The following is a 19,404-nucleotide window of genomic DNA, read 5'->3' as shown; positions in this document are numbered from 1 at the left end:
AAAAAACTTAGGCTGAGGAAAATCCCATTCTACATCCCTGACACCGGATTTTCATCAAATCCGGTGTTTTATTTCAATGGTGAGCTGCTCTTTCCTTTAAAATATACAAAAGTTTCTGCAGATGAAATTGCATGAAACAACTGCGAGGTTAACGAAAGGCTGTTTTCGCATATAGTGTCGCTTTCGGACAAATCTCAGGTGCCGGAGGGCTTTTACAACGATTTACCATGACTATATTTGAAATTTAAAGTGAATAGCAACAAAGTTTACGAAAAGAGCTTTTATAAAATCCATTCTTCATGGAGACCTTAAGGTGAGACAAACAACTGGATGGGAGAATGACGCCATGGTCAATTTAATGAGGCTGCCGGCTTTACTGATACTAGATGTGCAAAAAGGATTCGATGATCCATATTGGGGTCAGCGGAATAACCCTGAAGCAGAGCAGAACATAAGCAGGCTGCTCCAGGAATGGAGAAGCAGAAAGGGCACAGTCATCTTTTCACAGCACCTCTCTCTGCAGCCGAAGTCCCCGCTATATCACCGCAGCCCCAAAGGTACGGAATTTAAAGATATGGTTTATCCTGCCGATGGAGAAAAGATCTTCACGAAAAATGTAAACAGCGCCTTTATCGGTACAGAACTTCAATCTTACCTTGATCAACGGCAGGTAAAGTCTGTTGTGATAACAGGATTGTCCACCCAGCACTGTGTATCAACGACTACCAGGATGAGCGGGAACTTCGGCTACCTTACCTATCTTGTGTCTGATGCGACAGCTGCGTTTGAAGCAGCCGGCCAGAAAGGGGAAAGGCATACAGCGGAATCTATCCATGAAGCCGAACTGGCAATGCTTAATAAAGAATTCGCTACGATAATTACAACGGATGAATTATTGAATCAGAAAGCTTTCAAGTCGTTTTAAATCTCTCAGGATGGGTAACAATTGTGCTTTCTGGTACCAGCGAAAATCCAAAGGAGTGTCAAAACAACATCGTTTCTGGCACTCCTTTCTTCAGCATTGAGTGAATTTGCAGCAATAAAAAAAATCAGTAGGATACGTCTCGTAAACTCAAAAAAAAAAAGGAAAACGAAGGACGGAAGCGAATAGCTTAAACAGTGCAAATCAAAGATAGAAGGAGAGTATATTCATGGATAGTATTATTTTTGACTTAGATGGAACGCTATGGAATCCTATCGATACTGTTCTGTCAGCCTGGAACAGTATACTGAAGGAACACCCCATAGTGCAAAGAGAGCTGGCCAGTGAGGATTTCAGCCAGACCATGGGACTTCAGATCCAGGAAATAGGAAGATTGCTATTTCCTTCATTAGCGGATGAAGAGAGGGAACAACTCCTGAAAGAGTGCTGTGCCCTTGAAAATGAGCATTTAGGCAACAATGGCGGAGAGTTATATGACGACATTGAAATCGTCTTGAAGGCTCTTTCAGAGAAATACAAGCTGTTCATTGTAAGCAATTGTCAGGATGGATACATAGAAGCCTTTTATAAATATCATGGACTGGACCCTTATATTATAGATTATGAGAATCCAGGAAGGACCGGGCTTTCCAAAGGGGAAAACATTCAATTGATCATGGAAAGAAATGATCTCTGCAGCCCTGTTTACGTTGGCGATACAGATGGGGACCGTGAGGCGGCGAAGTTTGCAGGCATCCCATTTGTATTTGCCCGGTACGGTTTTGGAAACGCAGCTGCATATGACCATGAAATAAGGAAATTCAGCGATTTATTGGAGTTGTTCTGATAAAAAAGAAAGGGAAAATGACTCGCTCAATGCCGGACTTGATTAAAAGCATCCGGCTTTTCTTTATGATTCTAAAAAAAAACGAAAAAAAATAGAATAGTAATAAATGGAATGGGGAGGATTCTGATGAACTTTCAGGTCAAAGAAGCAATCGAAATACTGGAACGGACACCGCAGACGCTGGACTCCCTTTTGTCAGGAATATCGGAGAGCTGGCTCGTAAGCAATGAAGGGAAAGGAACCTGGAATATTTTGCAGGTGATTGACCACCTTATAGAAGCGGATATCACCAATTGGATACCAAGGCTTGAGCTCATGGTGCAAAGGGGAGGAAGTGAAGTATTCCCGCCCTTTGACCGATTCGCCCATCTGAAAAACGATCCGGATGCTTCGCTGGTTCATAGATTACATGAATACAAAAAGATCAGAGTGAATAACCTTGCCAAACTTAACGAAATGATTACTTCTGATAAAGTATTGGAATATATGGGAGAGCATCCGGACTTCGGCGAAGTTAGGGTAAGGGAGCTGCTGTCCACATGGGTTGTCCATGATTTGACGCATGTATCCCAAATCGTCCGCATTCTTGCTGAAAGATACCGGCAGGACGTCGGTCCGTGGGCTGATTATCTGGGGATACTAAAATGAATTGAACCATAACGTGCAACTGTACACTTTCATAGAATAAGAGTATACTTATTACGAGGTGATGAAAGTGGGAAGTTATACAGAATAGGAGAAGTCGCAGCACTGAGCAAAGTATCCAAACGAACGATCGATTATTATACAAGGATCGGCCTGCTTGAATGTACCAGGTCAGACAGTAATTATCGTTACTATGACAGCAGTGTGCTGGATAATTTGAAAGTGATCGAACAATGCCAGCAAATGCATATGACCCTTAGTGAGATTAAACACAGATTGACCTTGAAGAATGTAAATAATATTGATTACAGATCATTTGAAAAACAGGTCCAGCATATAAAAAACGAGATGGACCACCTGAATGAAGAGATAAAGGATGTCCTTCAGGCAGCAGAGGCGCTTGAAGATGAAGATAAGAAGAGGATCCTTCACAAGATATCCCCCCAGGCAGCAGCGCTGTTACAGTCACTCATTATGTTTTCCGGGTGATGTACGTTAATCATAGATGACCAATTTTTTAGGAGAGTGACGTTTTCTTGGACGATATACCACTGTATTCATTGATTTTCTTAGGTGTTTTAATTCTGTTGTCTGCCTTTTTCTCATCGGCGGAAACAGCTTATTCCAGTGTCAACAAAATCCGGTTAAGGAATTTTGAGAGTGAAGGGCAGAGAGGAAGCAAAAAAGCACTTTATATTGCTGAGAACTTTGACCGCGCCCTTTCTACTATTCTGGTAGGGAACAATATTGTGAACATAGCGGCGGCAAGTATATCGGCAAAACTGGCAACCGACCTTGTTGGAGGCAATACGGGGTTGTTGATCAGTACGTTTGTCATGACACTGCTGATTCTCATTTTCGGTGAAATCCTGCCAAAATCTTTAGCAAAAGAGAATGCGGAAAGGTATGCCTTATCCATCTCTGCGATTCTTTACCTGCTCATTAAAATCCTTACACCAGTTAACTTCTTTTTTATCAAATTAAAGGAATGGGTTTCCAGGATCTTTTCCAAAAACGATTCAATGCCGTCCGTGACTGAGGAAGAGTTAAAGGTCATGCTTGATATCAGTGAAGAAGAAGGCGTTATTGACAAGGAAGAAAGAGAATTGATACACCGGTCAATGGATTTTGACGATATTATGGTTGCGGAGGTATTGACGCCCCGGATAGATGTAAAAGCTGTTGAAGTCAACCAGTCGATTGATGAAATAAAGGAAATGTTCTTTGAAGAGCGTTTTTCGCGAATCCCTGTTTACGAGGACCATATCGATAACGTGATTGGTATCCTGTCAGAGAAGGAATTCTTCACGCACCTTTTGAAATATGGAGAAGTGAATATCCGGGAATTGATCAGGGAGCCGATGTTTGTGTTTGAATCAGCCAAGATTTCCACTCTGCTGTCTAAACTTCAGAAAGATAAAGTCCATATGGCTATCGTAGTGGATGAATTTGGAGGCACAACCGGCCTGATTACACTCGAAGATATCCTGGAGGAAATTGTGGGGGAAATCTGGGATGAACAGGATGAACAGTTTCTCTCCATGACAAAAATCAGCGATAATGTTTATACCTTCGATTCCCAATTCCAGCTGGATGAATTCACTGAATTGTTGAACCTGCCTGAGCCTGAGAGTTCCTACCACACAGTGGGCGGCTGGGTAGTCGAAAGTTTTGAGGAAATTCCCGCTGAAGGGGAAACCTTTGAATATGAAAATGTGAAAGTGACCGTGGAAGAAGTAGAGAACCGGCGGATACGTACCATTAAAGTGGAAGTCTCGGAAGAGGCAGCTGCGGAGTAATCAAATAGCAGTAATAAGACGGGGGTGTTTTATGCTTCCGTCTTTTTTCAGCCGAAAAAAAGAGGATAGCCCGCTTAAGAGCTATCCACCATCTAGGGAGTTTAGGGGTATGGATCTAGATGTATTTTTATAGTACCCGGCATCGTGGTTAATAAACCTAAAGTTTCTTTTTTTCGTAAATTAGTAATGAAAAGATAATTTGATTGATAACGCAGAGGTAAAATTGATATGATATAAATACCGCATTATTAACAATCTTTCACCGGTGCTATACTGAGGAAAAAGGAGAGAGTGACATGGAAATGGATTTCGACTTATTTATGAATGATGTTGTTCGCCAGGCTCGTCAAGAGATGGAGATTTCAGGATATAAGCAGCTTACGACTGCCGAGGAAGTAGAAGAGACTCTTGGACAAAAAGGGACTACTCTAATCATGGTCAACTCTGTGTGTGGCTGTGCCGGCGGGATTGCACGCCCTGCTGCTGCCCATGCTGTCCATTATGACAAACGCCCTGACCGGCTTGTCACGGTTTTTGCCGGACAGGATAAAGAAGCTACAGCGAAAGCGCGCAGTTACTTCACAGGTTATCCGCCGTCCTCCCCATCATTTGCATTATTGAAAGATGGAGAGATTCTAACGATGGTCGAGCGTCATGAAATTGAAGGCCACGACCCTATGTCGGTTGTCAACAAACTGCAAGGTTACTTCGACGAGTATTGCGAAGAAGTATAAGAGGGGGAAAAAAGAGTGATCGATTCACTCTTTTTTCTTTGTTTAGAGGTCAATACGGATATTTCCTTCGGGCACCCGGGACCTGCAGTGCGCGAGGCCGATGGAATAAGAATAAGGCGGTTCATCTGGAAGGACAGCTTGTATGTCAGGAATATGAAGCTGCTTGTACCATTTATCCATTTCTAAAGGGATGTAGATTCATGGATTTTTTTATTACGTGAAATTATTTGATTCGGAAATACTACTTAATACATAAGAAATTTAACAACGGGAGCTGCAATATTATGTTTCGTATAGGTTATCGTACCGCCAAGACAGCTGTGGGAACGGCAGTCGCCATTTTGGTGGCCCAGTGGTTCGGCCTTGAAAACTTTGCCTCTGCAGGGATACTGACCATCCTCTGCATCCAGGATACAAAGAAAAAATCGCTGAAAGCAGCGTGGAGCAGATTTCTCGCCTGTGTATTGGCCATGGTCTTTGCTTCCGTACTTTTTGAATTGCTTACCTATCATCCAATCATCATTGGTGTGCTGCTGCTTTTCTTTATACCGGTAACTGTCATGCTGAAGATCACGCAAGGCATTGTTACAAGCAGTGTCATCATCCTGCATGTCTATTCAGCCAATGATGTGACAGCGGATCTGATAGTGAACGAGCTGGGCATCATTGCGGTCGGCATCGGAATCGCTCTGCTTGCTAACCTCTATATGCCGAGTGTGGAAAAAAAGCTTGCGGCTTACCAGGAGCAGGTGGAAGAGAACTTCCATAGGATATTTACAGAAATCGTCCGGTATCTTAGGACCAATGAAGACAGAGGCTGGGCAGGAAAAGAAATCACTGAGTTGGAAACGCTGCTTAATGAAGCCAAGACGCTGGCATTCAAAGATGTAGAAAATCACTTTCTCCGCCATGAAAACCTGTATTATCTATATTTTAAAATGAGAGAAAAACAGTTCGATATCCTGCAGAGGCTTCTCCCTCTTGTTACATCGATATCTTTGAAGGTAGAGCAGGGAAAAATGGTTGCTGATTTCATGGAGGAACTGAGTGAACATATTCATCCTGGCAATACGGCCCTGCTGTATTTGAAAAAACTCTATGATATGCGGGTGAAGTTCGAGGAAATGGAGCTCCCTCAAACAAGAGAGGAGTTTGAAGCAAGAGCGGCACTTTTTCAATTTTTGAGGGAGATGGAGGATTACCTGCTCATCAAGAGTTCATTTAAAGGGATAAAATCTCGCAGAGAGAATGAGATGGAGGTTGGAGAAGCAAACTAATTCCACTAATCCTTGAGAGGATGTGATGGAATGCGTTTGCTTCTTTCCATTTTGTTGATTGTTTCCCCGATTTGGCCGCTCGGTAAAAACCCTTTGCCGGGAGATCCCTTTTTGATCGTGAACAAACAGACCAATATGGTCGCCTTTATTCAGGGAGGAGCGATAAAGGGACAGTACAAGGCAGCCACTGGAAAAACGGACGATTTAACTCCCCAAGGTCTCTTTACGATCATTGTAAAAGCAAAGGACCCTTATTACCGGAAGTCAGACATCCCCGGAGGAGCTCCTGAGAATCCTCTCGGCACCCGCTGGATGGGATTCGACGCGAACGGAACCGATGGAAGGATGTACGGCATCCATGGAACCAGCCGTCCCGACAGCATCGGGAAATATGTTTCCAACGGCTGCATCAGGATGCTGAACTCTGAAGTCGAGGCTCTTTTTGACAAGGTTCCGCAGGGGACAAAGGTGCTGATTGTAAAGAGCCGGAAGTCGTTTGAAGCACTTGCTGAGGAATATGGAGCGATGAATTAAATGCCCTGCTGTTTTGGGGAGGTTCGATCTGTCGCTGTGGAAACATAGTCATCTGTATGGAACTTCCCATTGGGGAAAAGCGATAGGAAATGCCGGAGGAATGATCCTCCAGGACATGAAAATGGACCAAGCCCCCGGCTCAAAAGTGTCCCCAACCCAATCTTCATTTACACTACTTCAAAAACAATCTAAACAGGTCTCACAAACAGTGAAAGGTCCAGCCATCTGCTGAAAATGGCTGGACCTTTTTATCGAATTTTATCCTTATCTCTCTAATTTACAAAGGTTATTCAGGTGAGTTAGGGATAGACCCTTTTGAAAATTGCATGAGTTAGCAGCAAAGCTTATGAAAAAGATCCTTATAAAAACATGGTAAGTCCCATCATGATAGTTGATGCAATCATTGCAAATAACATTAAATACACAACCGTTTTTTGAAGTGTCTTGTTTCTCATTTTTTCAACTCCTGTAGAGAAAAATCATGTACACACCTTATTTTATCTTCCTGCGGCCGGGATGACAACCCCTTATTGACTTGAAATCGCTTACGGAAATTTGGCTTTTTTGCAGGAAATTGAAAGATCTTGGCGAATATAATACATGTTAAGCTTCTTTATAAAGGGGAGATATCTTTGAAAAAAGTCGATCATATCGGGATAGCTGTAAAGTCTGTCGAAGAGGCCCTGCCTTTTTACACTGAGACTCTCGGCCTGTCCCTTCTTCAAATTGAAGAGGTGCAATCCCAAAAGGTAAAAGTAGCATTTATAGATGGCGGCAACATAAAACTGGAATTATTGGAACCATTGGACGAAGTGAGCCCGGTTGCAGCCTTCCTTTCCAAAAGGGGCGAAGGCATCCATCATGTGGCCTTTGGAGTCAACGGAATCCAGGAGAGAATTGAGGAACTGAAGGACAAGGGTGTCAATATGATCAATGAACAGCCGAAGCCCGGGGCAGGCGGTGCGCAAGTCGCGTTCATGCATCCGAAATCTGCTCATGGTGTACTATATGAGCTTTGTGATAAGAATAACATCAAGGGGGAGTAAGCATGGATATCTATGAAAAAATAAATGAATTATACGACCGCCGCAGAGAGGTAGAGCTTGGAGGCGGAGATAAGCGGATTGATAAGCAGCATGAAAAAGGAAAGCTGACTGCAAGGGAACGAATCGACATCCTGGTGGATGAGGGTTCATTTGTGGAACTTAACCCGTTTATAGAACATAGAAGCACGGATTTTGGCCTGGATGGGATGAAAGGTCCGGGAGACGGCGTTGTCACCGGGTACGGAAAGGTCAACGGCAGACCTATTTACTTGTTCTCGCAGGATTTCACTGTATTCGGCGGTGCTCTTGGGGAGATGCATGCAAAGAAAATCGCCCATGTGATGGACCTGGCTGTGAAAAATGGAGCACCATTCATCGGTCTTAATGATTCAGGAGGCGCCCGGATCCAGGAAGGAGTCGTGTCACTGGACGGATACGGCCATATTTTCTATCGTAACTCGATCTATTCAGGGGTGATTCCGCAGATTTCCGTTATCATGGGACCTTGTGCAGGGGGAGCCGTTTATTCACCCGCCATCACCGACTTCGTCTTTATGGTGGATAAGACAAGCCAGATGTTCATCACCGGACCCAAAGTCATTGAAACCGTAACTGGCGAAAAGATCAGTTCAGAGGATCTTGGCGGAGCGAAGGTACATAATACAATCAGCGGCAATGCCCATTTCAGGGGAGAAACAGAAGAGGGGGTTCTTCAGTCGGTAAGGGAATTGCTCTCATACCTGCCGCAGAACAATGAAGAAAAACCGCCTATGCTGAAAGCCGATGAGGAAGACGATTATCGTCCCGACCTGACCGATTTGATCCCGTTTGATGCGATCCGGCCATATGATGTTCGCAAGGTCATTGGCCAGGTTGTCGATGAGGGCTCATTCATGGAAGTTCAAAAGGAATTTGCCAAAAATATAGTCGTTGGCCTTGCCCGCATTAAAGGTGAGGTGGTCGGCCTTGTGTGCAACCAGCCAAAAGTGATGGCTGGAGGCCTCGATATCGATTCTTCCGATAAAGCTTCCCGATTCATCCGATTCTGTGACAGCTTCAATATCCCCTTAATTACGTTTGAGGATGTAACGGGCTTCTTCCCTGGAATCAAACAGGAGCACGGCGGGATCATCCGGCACGGGGCGAAAATCCTTTACGCATACTCTGAAGCGACTGTTCCGAAGATGACGGTCATCCTCCGAAAAGCATATGGAGGAGCATATGTCGCCTTGAACAGTAAATCAATCGGTGCAGACCTGGTATTCTCCTGGCCGAATGCTGAAATTGCGGTCATGGGGCCTCAGGGCGCAGCAAATATCATTTTTGCAAGGGAGATCCAACACAGCAATAACCCGGAAGAAGTACGCGAGCAGAAGATTGAAGAGTATCGTGAGAAATTTGCCAATCCTTATGTAGCGGCAGCCAGAGGAATGGTCGATGATGTCATCGATCCCCGTGAAACAAGGATCAAGTTGATTCAAGGCCTTGAAATGATGCGAAACAAGAAAGAGGAACGCCCGAAGAAGAAGCACGGCAATATTCCGCTTTAATAGCAGGATTGCAATCATTTGTAGACCTTCACCATTAGAGATATACTATTCTAGTGACTACATAACTGGAGGTAAAAGTATGATTAATCATGAACGTTTACTGAACGAATTCCTGGAATTGGTACAGATTGATTCCGAAACGAAACACGAAGCGGAAATTGCCAAAGTCCTCACGAAAAAATTTGAAGATCTTGGAGTAGAGGTTTTTGAAGATGACACGATGGACCAGACTGGTCATGGAGCCGGCAACCTTGTGTGTACACTTCAAGGCACAAAAGAAGGTGCAGATACGATCTACTTCACTTCCCACATGGATACGGTGGTTCCTGCGGTGGGCGTCAAACCTTCTGTGAAGGATGGATATGTTTATTCCGATGGTACGACAATCCTTGGAGCCGACGATAAAGCCGGCCTTGCGACAATGCTTGAAGCGGTCCGTGTATTGAAAGAGCAGAACATTCCGCACGGCACCATCCAATTCATCATCACGGTCGGTGAAGAATCCGGCCTTGTGGGTGCGAAGGCCCTAGATGCATCTTTAGTGACAGCTAAATACGGATTTGCATTGGATAGTGACGGAAAAGTGGGCAATATCATCGTAGCGGCTCCGACTCAGGCAAAGGTAAGGGCCACCATCAATGGAAAAACAGCTCATGCCGGAGTAGCTCCTGAAAAAGGTGCATCTGCCATTACGATGGCTTCAAAAGCGATTTCAAGAATGCCTCTTGGCAGAATCGATGAAGAAACCACAGCAAATATCGGACGCTTTGAAGGCGGCGGCGCGACAAACATTGTTTGCGACAGAGTGGATATCCTTGCTGAAGCACGTTCATTGGTTCCGGAAAAAATGGAAGCACAGGTGGCGAAAATGAAGGATGCATTTGAATCTGCTGCCTCCGAAATGGGCGGCAGTGCAGAAGTTGAAGTGATTGTCATGTATCCTGGCTTCAAGTTCGGTGAAGGCGACCATGTCGTTGAAGTTGCCCGTAAAGCAGCCAAAAAGATTGGCCGTCCTAGTGAATTGTTGACAAGCGGCGGAGGAAGCGATGCAAACGTCATAGCCGGTTTCGGTGTTCCGACAGTAAACCTTGCTGTAGGGTATGAAGAAATCCATACAAAAAATGAAAGGATGTCTGTAGAGGAACTTTCCAAGCTTGCTGAAATGGTGATTGCCATCGTTCAGGAAGTTGCAGGCGAATAAACACTTCAAACTGACAGGCTCCGTGTAAATGCGGAGCCTGTTTTTTAGGCTCTTTTCGTAAGCTTTCTTGCTGTTTAATATATAGCTCAAATAATATCTTGATACTACATTGAAAAAAACCGTAAGAAAGAAAAGAGCACTCTCCCATTTTCGAGTGTAAGGATTTGGAATACAAGGGCAAATCCGGCTCTTGAGATTTTTCAAAAGCAATAATTAATGCGAAGACAGCTTTTTTTATGGCTGTATCCTGGCACCTGATTTTCATCAAATAATAATAATGTACTTATGTATGAACATATTCAACCGATATAAAAAGAGAAAGGTTTAGCTGGTCTTGAAAATACAATGTGTCATTTCTGTGGTACATTAGTCTTATTAGTACATATTTTTGATCTTTAGAAGGGGCGTTAGCATGGATATAAACAATAAAGCTGTCATTTTCCATTCAGGCAAGGAAGAGTACGCGATTCCAGTCGGACATGTGATTTCTATTGAAAAGCCTGAAAACATCACTCCCATCCCCCAACTGCCCGGGTATGTGCTCGGTCTTACAAAAGTAAGGGGAGAACTGGTTCCAGTCATTGATTTTACAAATATCCTATATGGCCGAAGTGAATCCGCGGCTGACGGAAAATTAATCGTTTTAAAATCAGAAGTTCTCTCGCTGGGGATTGTCGTTCATGAAGCGAGAGAAATATTGGAGATACCCCAAGGGGCCTTGACTCAAGTGGGATTGATCGCGTACTCCAGGACAAAGTACTTTTCGGGCGTCATCAACCTTGAAAATAGGCTTATTACGATGATCGACCCTGACGTATTGGTAGAAAGCCTTGAAGGAATCAGGGAAATCCAGGATTACATGAAGGATCGCCAGCAAGAAGACAAGATGGAAACAGTACAGAATCCAGGTAAATAAAGTGGAAAGATTTCCTGTTTGAGGACGAAGGATCATAATTCGTCCTCTTCTTTTTTTTTGAAATCTTAATCGGCTTCAAGAACTCACTCTGTTCGTTGTGCTCCCTGTATCTCGTTCGTGGGCCTTCCGCTTCCGCTTTTTATTAATCCAGCTCCAGCGCCCAGCCCCTCGGGGTCATATAACCCGACGAAAATAAAAGGGAAGAGCGCCTTTTCTTCTCGACGGAACATTTGCCTGTCGGGTCTGATCAGGGCGCTTCCGCTTTTTAGTCAATCCAGCTCCAGCGGCCAGCGCCTAGCGGATTTCGGTCACTCTCCTTGCGATTAGTCATCATCGAATCGCTGACGCTCTTCGTGATTCCTATATCTCATGCGAGTGCCCTGAAATCCGTACGGCGCTGAACGGCCGCTTCCGCTTTTTAGTCAATCCAGCTCCAGCGCCCAGCCCCTCGGGGTCAAATAACCCGACGAGAATAAAAGGGAAGAGCGCCTTTTTTTCTCGACGGAACATTTGCCTGTCGGGTCTGATCAGGGCGCTTCCGCTTTTTAGTCAATCCAGCTCCAGCGCCCAGCCCCTCGGGGTCATAAGCCAATCCGTCAAGAAGGTTAAAGAGAAACCTTCCCGCCGGCTCGTCTTATGCCTGTCGGGTCTGATCAGGGCGCTTCCGCTTTTTAGTGCGAACGTGTGTGCTCTGGCGTATAATGTAGTACACTAGTAGAAAGGGAAGGGGATTTTGAGCTCCTTCAAAGAGTATCCGGAAAAAGGGCTGGTGTGCATGCATCCTCATTATCCTAAGAATGGAAGAGTCATTCTTCATGTTGATATGAACAGCTTTTACGCATCTGTAGAAGCTGCATATAATCCCGAGCTCAAGGGAAAGCCCCTTGCTATTGCGGGAAACCCCGATGAGAGGCGCGGGATCATCGTGACCTGCAGCTATGAAGCAAGGCGCTTTGGTGTCAAGACGACAATGCCTTTATGGGAAGCGAAAAAGCTTTGCCCCCAATTAATTATCATGAGGCCGAATTTTGACCGATACCGCTCCGCATCCCAAGGGATGTTTGATATCCTTAGGCAGTATTCCCAGTGGGTTGAGCCTGTCTCCATTGATGAAGGATATGTCGATATTACTGAAAGTTATACCCTTGGAAGTCCGCTGTTTATCGCTGAATCAATCCAAAATCAGATTCTTTCCCAGCTCGACCTGCCGTCAAGCATCGGTGTCGCCCCCAATAAATTTCTAGCAAAGACGGCATCTGATATGAAAAAGCCAATGGGCATCACCGTTTTGCGCAAAAGGGATCTCCCGGGGAAATTGTGGCCGCTGGATGTAAAGGAAATGCATGGAATCGGAGAAAAGACAGCTCAAAAGTTATATTCAATGGAAATTCCAACAATAGGCGAGCTTGCAAAGGCGAATGAAATCATTCTTAAATCTCAACTTGGAATCAATGGGCTGAGGTTGAAAGCACGGGCAAATGGCCAGGATGACAGGCCGGTGGATCCTGACTCAGTATATGATTTTAAAAGCGTCGGGAATTCTACCACGCTTCCACGGGATACGGCAAACCAGAAAGAGTTGTTGAACACGCTGAATCAGCTTTCTGCCAAAGTGGCTTCCAGGATGAAAACGAAAGATACCCTGGCATCCACTGTTATGCTTACCCTGAGGTTCAAGGACCGCAAAACCATAACCCGGAGCAGGAAATTAAGGAATCCGGTAGGTTCGCAGGAAGATATTTATACAACAGCCAAAGCACTATTCCTGGAGCACTGGAATGGGAACTCCATCAGGCTTTTAGGTGTGACCGGCCAGGATCTTGTTGAACGGGATGATGCCGCACTGCAGCTCGATATCTTTTCTTTTGAAGAACATGCCAGGAAAGAACCGCTGTACCAGACCATTGAAAAGCTTCAGGACAAGTTCGGAAAGAAAATGATCCAAAAAGGATTTTCGATAAAAAAAGAAAAGCGCGATCCTCATAATGACACAAGTTTTAACAAAGATTTTTTGCGGGATGATAAATAGAGTATATTCATTGATTAATTTCCCCTGCACAGCGTCACACTAGTGATGAGGTGTATTGTTTGCACTTCAGCCAAAAACTTTGTTAAATTTATAAAGATTGTTAACTGATTAAATACACTATGAAAGGACGTATGAACATGTCGAAACAACAAATCGGTGTGATCGGCCTTGCAGTAATGGGTAAAAACCTGGCATGGAATATCGAGAGCAGAGGATATTCAGTGTCTGTTTATAATCGTTCACGTGAAAAAACGGATGAAATGCTTCAAGAATCCAAAGGGAAAAATGTAGTGGGTACATATAGTATTGAAGAATTCGTTCAGTCCCTTGAATCACCACGCAAAATCCTTCTTATGGTGAAAGCAGGAGGCCCTACAGATGCGACAATTGAACAGCTTAAGCCTCATCTGGATAAAGGGGATATCCTGATCGACGGTGGCAATACATTCTTCGAAGATACACGCAGACGAAATCATGAGCTCAGCGAGTCCGGCATCCACTTCATCGGTACTGGTGTCTCAGGCGGGGAAGAGGGTGCCCTTACAGGTCCATCCATAATGCCTGGAGGTCAGAAAGAAGCGTATGAGCTTGTGGCTCCGGTCTTCAAAGATATCGCCGCAAAAGTGAATGGAGAAGCCTGTACGACTTATATCGGTCCAGACGGTGCCGGCCACTATGTGAAAATGGTCCATAATGGGATCGAATATGGGGATATGCAGCTGATCTCTGAATCTTATTTCCTGTTGAAACACATGCTGGGATTCAGTGCAGAAGAACTGCATGAAACATTCGCTGAATGGAACAAAGGGGAGCTTGACAGCTACCTGATTGAAATCACGGCGGATATCTTCACGAAGAAAGATGAAGAAACAGGCAAGCCGATGGTGGATGTCATCCTGGATAAAGCAGGACAAAAAGGCACCGGTAAATGGACTAGCCAAAGCGCGCTTGATCTTGGCGTGTCCCTTCCTATCATCACGGAATCAGTGTTTGCCCGCTTCATCTCCAGCATCAAGGATGAGAGAGTCAAAGCAAGCAAAGTTCTTTCAGGTCCGGAAGCAAAACCTTTTGAAGGCGACAAGAAAGCATTGGTCGAATCCATCAGAAAAGCGCTGTACATGAGCAAAATCTGTTCATATGCACAAGGATTTGCCCAAATGCGCTCTGCTTCGGAAGAATTTGGCTGGGATCTGAAATACGGGGAAATTGCGATGATCTTCCGCGGCGGATGCATCATCCGTGCTCAGTTCCTTCAAAAAATCAAAGAGGCATACGACAGAGATTCAAACCTGTCCAACCTGCTTCTTGATGATTACTTCAAGGAAATCGTTGAAAGCTATCAATATGCACTTCGCGATGTCATTTCCACTGCAGTACAAAATGGCATCCCGGTACCGGGCTTCTCTGCAGCGCTTTCATACTATGACAGCTACCGCACCGAAACACTTCCTGCGAACCTCATCCAGGCACAGCGTGATTACTTCGGTGCCCATACGTATGAACGTACGGACAGGGAGGGTATCTTCCACACTGAGTGGATGGACAAATAATTTTATGAAATCAAGAGAATAGAAAAGAAACGTCCCGTTAAACCGGGGCGTTTCTTTCATTGCGGCCTGCTGTAGAGGATTATCTTAAAGCGTGTGCCATGCTCTCTTATCTAGAAGGGGAAAAATCACCTGAAGCACAAGTTTGTGAAGGTGGAAGGAAATCATCTGGGATTGTGGAAGCGGAAGGGAATTACCCCGGAAATGGTTTGCAATGGACGTTAAGCATTGCAGCGGGCTTAATGCCATGAAGGTGGTTCCATATCTGCTTCATCGGTGCTTTGTGCCTTTTTCTGAATGGCAGGTCCATTCTCTTTGAAATGCTTGAAGGATATTCCAGCTCGTTGTGGAACTAGATAACAATAAGCCCAATGACGAGAGGGGAACAGATGAATGGAAAAAGTGGATTCACATGTTGTTAAAGGAGTTACGGAACTGAAGGAAATGAAGTTAATCGGCTTCCGGGTCGTGTGCGAAGACACGGAAAGCTATGGCCGCGAAATTCCCAAAGCTTTCGTGTTATTGGACAGCCGGCGGGATGAAATCAAGAATTTAATAGACCCGGTAAAGCTTATTGGGGCCTTTAAAGTTGTAGATTCGCCTCACGAAGACGATGGCTACTGGGTTTGCTTCGAGGTGAATGAAATTGAGGATATTCCGGAGGGGATGGTGAGCCTGGTCATCCCTGCTCAAATCTTTGGTGTTCTTCACTTCCAGGGGCATGCTTCTCAAATCTTTGGTGTCTATTCTCACCTGCATCAATGGCTGGATGAAAAAGGGTATCGGGGGAATCTGGAAGGCTGGAACCTGGAAATCTACAGCCGGTGGTCTGAAAATGATAATGTAGTGAATCTTTATAATCCGATTATCCCCTCATAAATCGCTTCACTGATTGAACATAAAAAGACTCGTCAAAATTGACGAGTCTTAAATTTTATCCAATTAATTCATCCATCAGGATGACGCGTGCTGGTGATGCATCAGTTCCCTGGATCTTCAAAGGTGCTGCCACCATGAAGTAGGTGCCTTCTTCTATGTCTTTCAATTGCAGGCCCTCCATTATGATGATCCCGCTGCCCATCAACGCTCTGTGGGTCGGATGGCCATCCTGTGCTCTTTCGATCCCGAGGGAGTCGATGCCTGTGCCGTCGATCTTTTTTTCTTTCAAGTATTCCGCTGCATCCTCTGCCACATAAATGAATTCAAAGTTGAACTCTGTGTCCCGGGAGTTCTTTGTTTTGAAAAGAAGAAAGTCATTTTCCTGAATGTCGTGGTTTTCAATATCCCTTTTTGTGATTTTTTCCTCTACTGAAGTTAAATCAAGAACTTTGACCGGACGGACGAGCTGCTGCATATCGATTGTTTCAATTGTGTCTCCATCATTGATCATGTGGAGGGGTGCATCGACATGTGTTCCAGTATGAACATCCATGGAAATTCTTGATTCGGTCACATGGCCGTTCGTGTTCGTATTGATTTCCGGCTGCTTTTCGGGCTTGTTTTTATAAACCGGCATTCCAGTATAGATTGGTGCTGTAATATCGTAGACCTTCACATTCATTCATCCTTTCTCTATTAACATTCATCAACTTCGAGTGCAGAGAATGGCCACCAGAAGAATCCATCCTGGGCCAGCAGCTTGTCTGCCGCTAATGGACCCATTGAACCGGCCTGGTAATTTGGAAATTCTTCTTCAGTTGTGTTTTCCCAAACATTGGAGATTGTATCCGTGAATGCCCAGGAAAGTTTCACTTCATCCCAGTGAGTGAAGTTTGTTGCATCTCCGCGCATACAGTCATGAAGAAGCTTTTCATAGGCTTCAGGCGTGTTCATACCGTCGACACCATTATTGACGAAATTAAGTTTTACAGGTGTCGTTTCTATATTCTGCCCAGTTTTCTTGGCATTCAAGTGAAGGGTGATTCCTTCTTCCGGCTGGATGTGGATGACCAGAAGGTTCGGTGACAATTGTTTATCTGTATTATAATAAAGATTCATTGGAATATCCTTGAACTGGATGACAATCTTTGTCGACTTTGCTTCCATACGTTTCCCCGTACGGATATAGAATGGTGTCCCTGCCCAGCGGAAATTATCAATCATCAATTTCCCGGCAACGAAGGTCTCTGTATTGGATTCCGGGTCGACATTGCTGCCTTCACGGTAACCTTGAACTTCAGTGCCATTGATTGACCCGGCATCGTACTGACCGCGGACGAAGTAATCTTTCACTTCTTCATCTTTGAGCGGGCGAAGGGCCCTTAGCACCTTGACCTTTTCACTTCTGATTTCATCTGTTGTCAGCCTGATTGGCGGCTCCATCGCCAGAAGTGCTACCATCTGCATCATATGGTTTTGGACCATATCCCGTAATGCCCCGCTCTTCTCATAATAACGGCCGCGTTCCTCTACACCCAGTTCTTCACTTGAAGTGATCTGGATATTTGAAATGTAACGGTTATTCCATAAAGGTTCAAACAGCGCATTGGCAAAACGGATGACTTCAATATTCTGCACCATTTCTTTTCCAAGATAATGATCGATACGATAGATTTCCTTTTCAGAGAAAGAAGCCCGGATCTGATTGTTCAGGACTTCGGCAGACTCCAGGTCGTGTCCGAACGGTTTTTCAATGACAAGGCGTTTGAAACCTTGCGTATCGGTCAATCCGTCCTGCTTTAAATGATCCGTGATGGTTCCGAAAAATTCCGGTGCCATGGCAAGATAGAATATCCTGTTGCCTCCGAGTTCATATTTCTCATCCAATTGCACTGCCAACTGATTTAACTCTATGTACGAATCGCTGTCAGAAACATCATTGGACTTATAATAGAAATGAGAAACGAATTCTTCAATATTCTCGTCTTTTCCGATTGATGTAAGGACAGAATCCTTAACGTGTGCCTGGAATTCCTCATTTGACAGCTCGCGGCGGGCTACGCCCACTACGGCAAAATTCTTAGCGATTTTCCCTTTTCTGAATAGGTGGTATAGAGAAGGAAAAAGCTTTCTTTTGGCCAAATCTCCAGTTGCACCGAAAATCATTAGTAAAGTAGATGGTGTATCATTATGTTTCACTGCTAAGACCTCACTTTTTTCCTATTGAATAGCTGCTGGTTGGTTTTGAAAACAACGCCATACAAGTACTTAATTTTAAAGTCTTACTATCCATTTAGCAAATCATATGCTGTAAGCTTTGGGGTCGTCCATCTTAATAGTACACAATAATTCACTTTAGTGACATACTATTTGCGAATAAGTTACACCTTAAGGAACAGCCTTGTGTTCATTAGGTTGTCTCCAATCAGTATTCTTATTACAGTATGACCGACATTTTAACAAAGCGTGTACAGTTCTTTTATATCAGCAGGAACCGTCTTTTATGCTATGATAAAAACGAGAAAGTCAGGAGAGGAGTGAAGGGAATGGACCTGCTTTTTCTGGGGACGGGTGCAGGTGTTCCTGCCAAATTAAGAAATGTAACTTCAATTGCTCTAAAGCTTTTGGAAGAAAGAAATGCTGTCTGGCTGTTTGATTGCGGTGAAGCGACTCAGCATCAAATATTGCATACAACGTTAAAACCAAGAAAAGTCGAAAAGATCTTCATCACCCATCTTCATGGGGACCATATTTTCGGTCTGCCGGGATTCCTGGGCAGCCGGTCCTTTCAGGGAGGGGAGTCGGAACTGACGGTATACGGCCCTCCCGGCATAAAAGACTACATTGAGGTTTCTTTATCCATCAGCGGAACCCATCTGCTTTATCCTTTACATATTGTCGAAATCGAAGAAGGCATCATTTTCGAAGATGACCAGTTTACGGTGGAAGTACGTAAACTTGACCATGCCCTTCCTTGCTTTGGGTTCAGGGTAGTGGAAAAAAATAAGCCCGGGATTCTGCAGGCTGATAAATTAAAGGCCTCCGGCATTAAACCCGGACCGCTCTTCAAGAAATTGAAAAATGGAGAAACCGTTGTTCTTGAAGACGGAAGGGTGATTGATGGGAACGACTTCCTGGGGACTCCTATTCAAGGAAGGGTCGTTACCATCCTTGGCGACACTAGACCATCCCGGGAGGCGGTCAAGCTTGCTGAAAATGCCGATGTGCTGATTCATGAGGCTACTTTCGCCAAAGGCCAGGAAGAGATGGCACATGCTTATTTCCACTCTACAACAAAGCAGGCTGCCGAGACAGCCAAGGCAGCCAATGCCCGCAAATTGTTCTTGACCCATATCAGTTCCAGATTTTCTGAAGCCGAGTGGCCTGTCCTTGAACAGGAAGCCAGGGAATCCTTTCCTGAAAGTTATGTTGCCAGCGACTTCTTTGAAGCTGCCATAACCAGGAAGTAGGCTTCGAT

At 44.6% G+C, this 19,404-nt stretch carries 20 protein-coding genes; 17 read left to right on the top strand and 3 right to left on the bottom strand.

What is annotated here, in order from left to right:
* Positions 1–358 precede the first annotated feature (358 nt).
* From D3H55_RS11095 to D3H55_RS11060, 9 genes are all read left to right on the top strand, one after another.
* Positions 359–925, top strand: a complete 567-nt coding sequence (locus D3H55_RS11095) for a cysteine hydrolase family protein (RefSeq protein ID WP_119547016.1) — start codon at positions 359–361, stop codon at positions 923–925.
* Between the two features lie 226 nt (positions 926–1,151).
* The gene (locus D3H55_RS11090) at positions 1,152–1,769 is read left to right on the top strand and encodes an HAD family hydrolase (protein ID WP_119546974.1); all 618 of its coding nucleotides are present in this window, start codon (positions 1,152–1,154) and stop codon (positions 1,767–1,769) included.
* Between the two features lie 126 nt (positions 1,770–1,895).
* Positions 1,896–2,417 carry a DinB family protein gene (locus D3H55_RS11085; protein WP_119546973.1) on the top strand — a complete coding sequence of 174 codons (522 nt, stop codon included), beginning with the start codon at positions 1,896–1,898 and terminating at the stop codon, positions 2,415–2,417.
* 36 nt (positions 2,418–2,453) lie between these two features.
* Positions 2,454–2,903, top strand: coding sequence for a MerR family transcriptional regulator (locus tag D3H55_RS11080; RefSeq protein WP_119546972.1), 450 nt, complete (start codon positions 2,454–2,456; stop codon positions 2,901–2,903).
* A 47-nt stretch (positions 2,904–2,950) separates the two neighbouring features.
* Positions 2,951–4,213, top strand: a complete 1,263-nt coding sequence (locus D3H55_RS11075) for a hemolysin family protein (RefSeq protein WP_119546971.1) — start codon at positions 2,951–2,953, stop codon at positions 4,211–4,213.
* Positions 4,214–4,509: 296 nt separating this feature from the next.
* The gene (locus D3H55_RS11070) at positions 4,510–4,947 is read left to right on the top strand and encodes a BrxA/BrxB family bacilliredoxin (RefSeq protein WP_119546970.1); all 438 of its coding nucleotides are present in this window, start codon (positions 4,510–4,512) and stop codon (positions 4,945–4,947) included.
* Between the two features lie 15 nt (positions 4,948–4,962).
* A complete protein-coding gene (locus tag D3H55_RS24245; protein ID WP_168413047.1) occupies positions 4,963–5,133 on the top strand; it encodes a hypothetical protein in 171 nt (56 codons plus the stop codon).
* Between the two features lie 98 nt (positions 5,134–5,231).
* On the top strand, positions 5,232–6,224 hold the full coding sequence (locus tag D3H55_RS11065; RefSeq protein ID WP_119546969.1) for an aromatic acid exporter family protein: 993 nt from the start codon (positions 5,232–5,234) through the stop codon (positions 6,222–6,224).
* Positions 6,225–6,254: 30 nt separating this feature from the next.
* Complete coding sequence (locus D3H55_RS11060; RefSeq protein ID WP_119546968.1) at positions 6,255–6,758, top strand: L,D-transpeptidase; 504 nt, start codon at positions 6,255–6,257, stop codon at positions 6,756–6,758.
* Between the two features lie 359 nt (positions 6,759–7,117).
* Here the strand turns inward: D3H55_RS11060 and prli42 are convergent, their stop codons facing one another.
* A complete protein-coding gene (gene prli42, locus D3H55_RS25245) occupies positions 7,118–7,213 on the bottom strand; it encodes a stressosome-associated protein Prli42 (RefSeq protein WP_168413046.1) in 96 nt (31 codons plus the stop codon).
* Between the two features lie 177 nt (positions 7,214–7,390).
* Between prli42 and mce the strand changes: the two genes are divergently transcribed.
* From mce to D3H55_RS11010, 7 genes are all read left to right on the top strand, one after another.
* Complete coding sequence (gene mce, locus D3H55_RS11055) at positions 7,391–7,804, top strand: methylmalonyl-CoA epimerase (protein WP_119546967.1); 414 nt, start codon at positions 7,391–7,393, stop codon at positions 7,802–7,804.
* Positions 7,805–7,806: 2 nt separating this feature from the next.
* Positions 7,807–9,354 carry an acyl-CoA carboxylase subunit beta gene (locus D3H55_RS11050; RefSeq protein WP_119546966.1) on the top strand — a complete coding sequence of 516 codons (1,548 nt, stop codon included), beginning with the start codon at positions 7,807–7,809 and terminating at the stop codon, positions 9,352–9,354.
* A gap of 79 nt (positions 9,355–9,433) precedes the next feature.
* Positions 9,434–10,555, top strand: coding sequence for a tripeptidase T (locus tag D3H55_RS11045; protein ID WP_119546965.1), 1,122 nt, complete (start codon positions 9,434–9,436; stop codon positions 10,553–10,555).
* 412 nt (positions 10,556–10,967) lie between these two features.
* The gene (locus D3H55_RS11040) at positions 10,968–11,471 is read left to right on the top strand and encodes a chemotaxis protein CheW (protein ID WP_119546964.1); all 504 of its coding nucleotides are present in this window, start codon (positions 10,968–10,970) and stop codon (positions 11,469–11,471) included.
* A gap of 775 nt (positions 11,472–12,246) precedes the next feature.
* Positions 12,247–13,500: a DNA polymerase IV gene (locus D3H55_RS11025; protein WP_119547015.1), complete on the top strand. Its 1,254-nt coding sequence runs from the start codon at positions 12,247–12,249 to the stop codon at positions 13,498–13,500.
* A gap of 137 nt (positions 13,501–13,637) precedes the next feature.
* Positions 13,638–15,050 carry an NADP-dependent phosphogluconate dehydrogenase gene (gnd, locus tag D3H55_RS11020; protein WP_119546963.1) on the top strand — a complete coding sequence of 471 codons (1,413 nt, stop codon included), beginning with the start codon at positions 13,638–13,640 and terminating at the stop codon, positions 15,048–15,050.
* A gap of 390 nt (positions 15,051–15,440) precedes the next feature.
* Entirely contained in the window at positions 15,441–15,926 is a 486-nt protein-coding gene (locus D3H55_RS11010; protein ID WP_119546961.1) for a GyrI-like domain-containing protein, read from the top strand.
* Between the two features lie 55 nt (positions 15,927–15,981).
* Here D3H55_RS11010 and D3H55_RS11005 read toward each other — a convergent pair whose 3' ends face one another.
* Entirely contained in the window at positions 15,982–16,602 is a 621-nt protein-coding gene (locus tag D3H55_RS11005; RefSeq protein ID WP_119547014.1) for a cyclase family protein, read from the bottom strand.
* Between the two features lie 20 nt (positions 16,603–16,622).
* A complete protein-coding gene (gene zwf, locus D3H55_RS11000) occupies positions 16,623–18,092 on the bottom strand; it encodes a glucose-6-phosphate dehydrogenase (RefSeq protein ID WP_119547013.1) in 1,470 nt (489 codons plus the stop codon).
* Between the two features lie 380 nt (positions 18,093–18,472).
* Between zwf and rnz the strand changes: the two genes are divergently transcribed.
* A complete protein-coding gene (rnz, locus tag D3H55_RS10995) occupies positions 18,473–19,396 on the top strand; it encodes a ribonuclease Z (protein ID WP_119546960.1) in 924 nt (307 codons plus the stop codon).
* Positions 19,397–19,404 lie beyond the last annotated feature (8 nt).

This window comes from Bacillus salacetis (assembly GCF_003581585.1).
In the GTDB taxonomy this organism is placed as follows: domain Bacteria; phylum Bacillota; class Bacilli; order Bacillales; family Bacillaceae_B; genus Rossellomorea; species Rossellomorea salacetis.
Note: the sequence above shows the minus strand (reverse complement) of the source record. Positions and strands in the feature narration are given on the sequence as shown.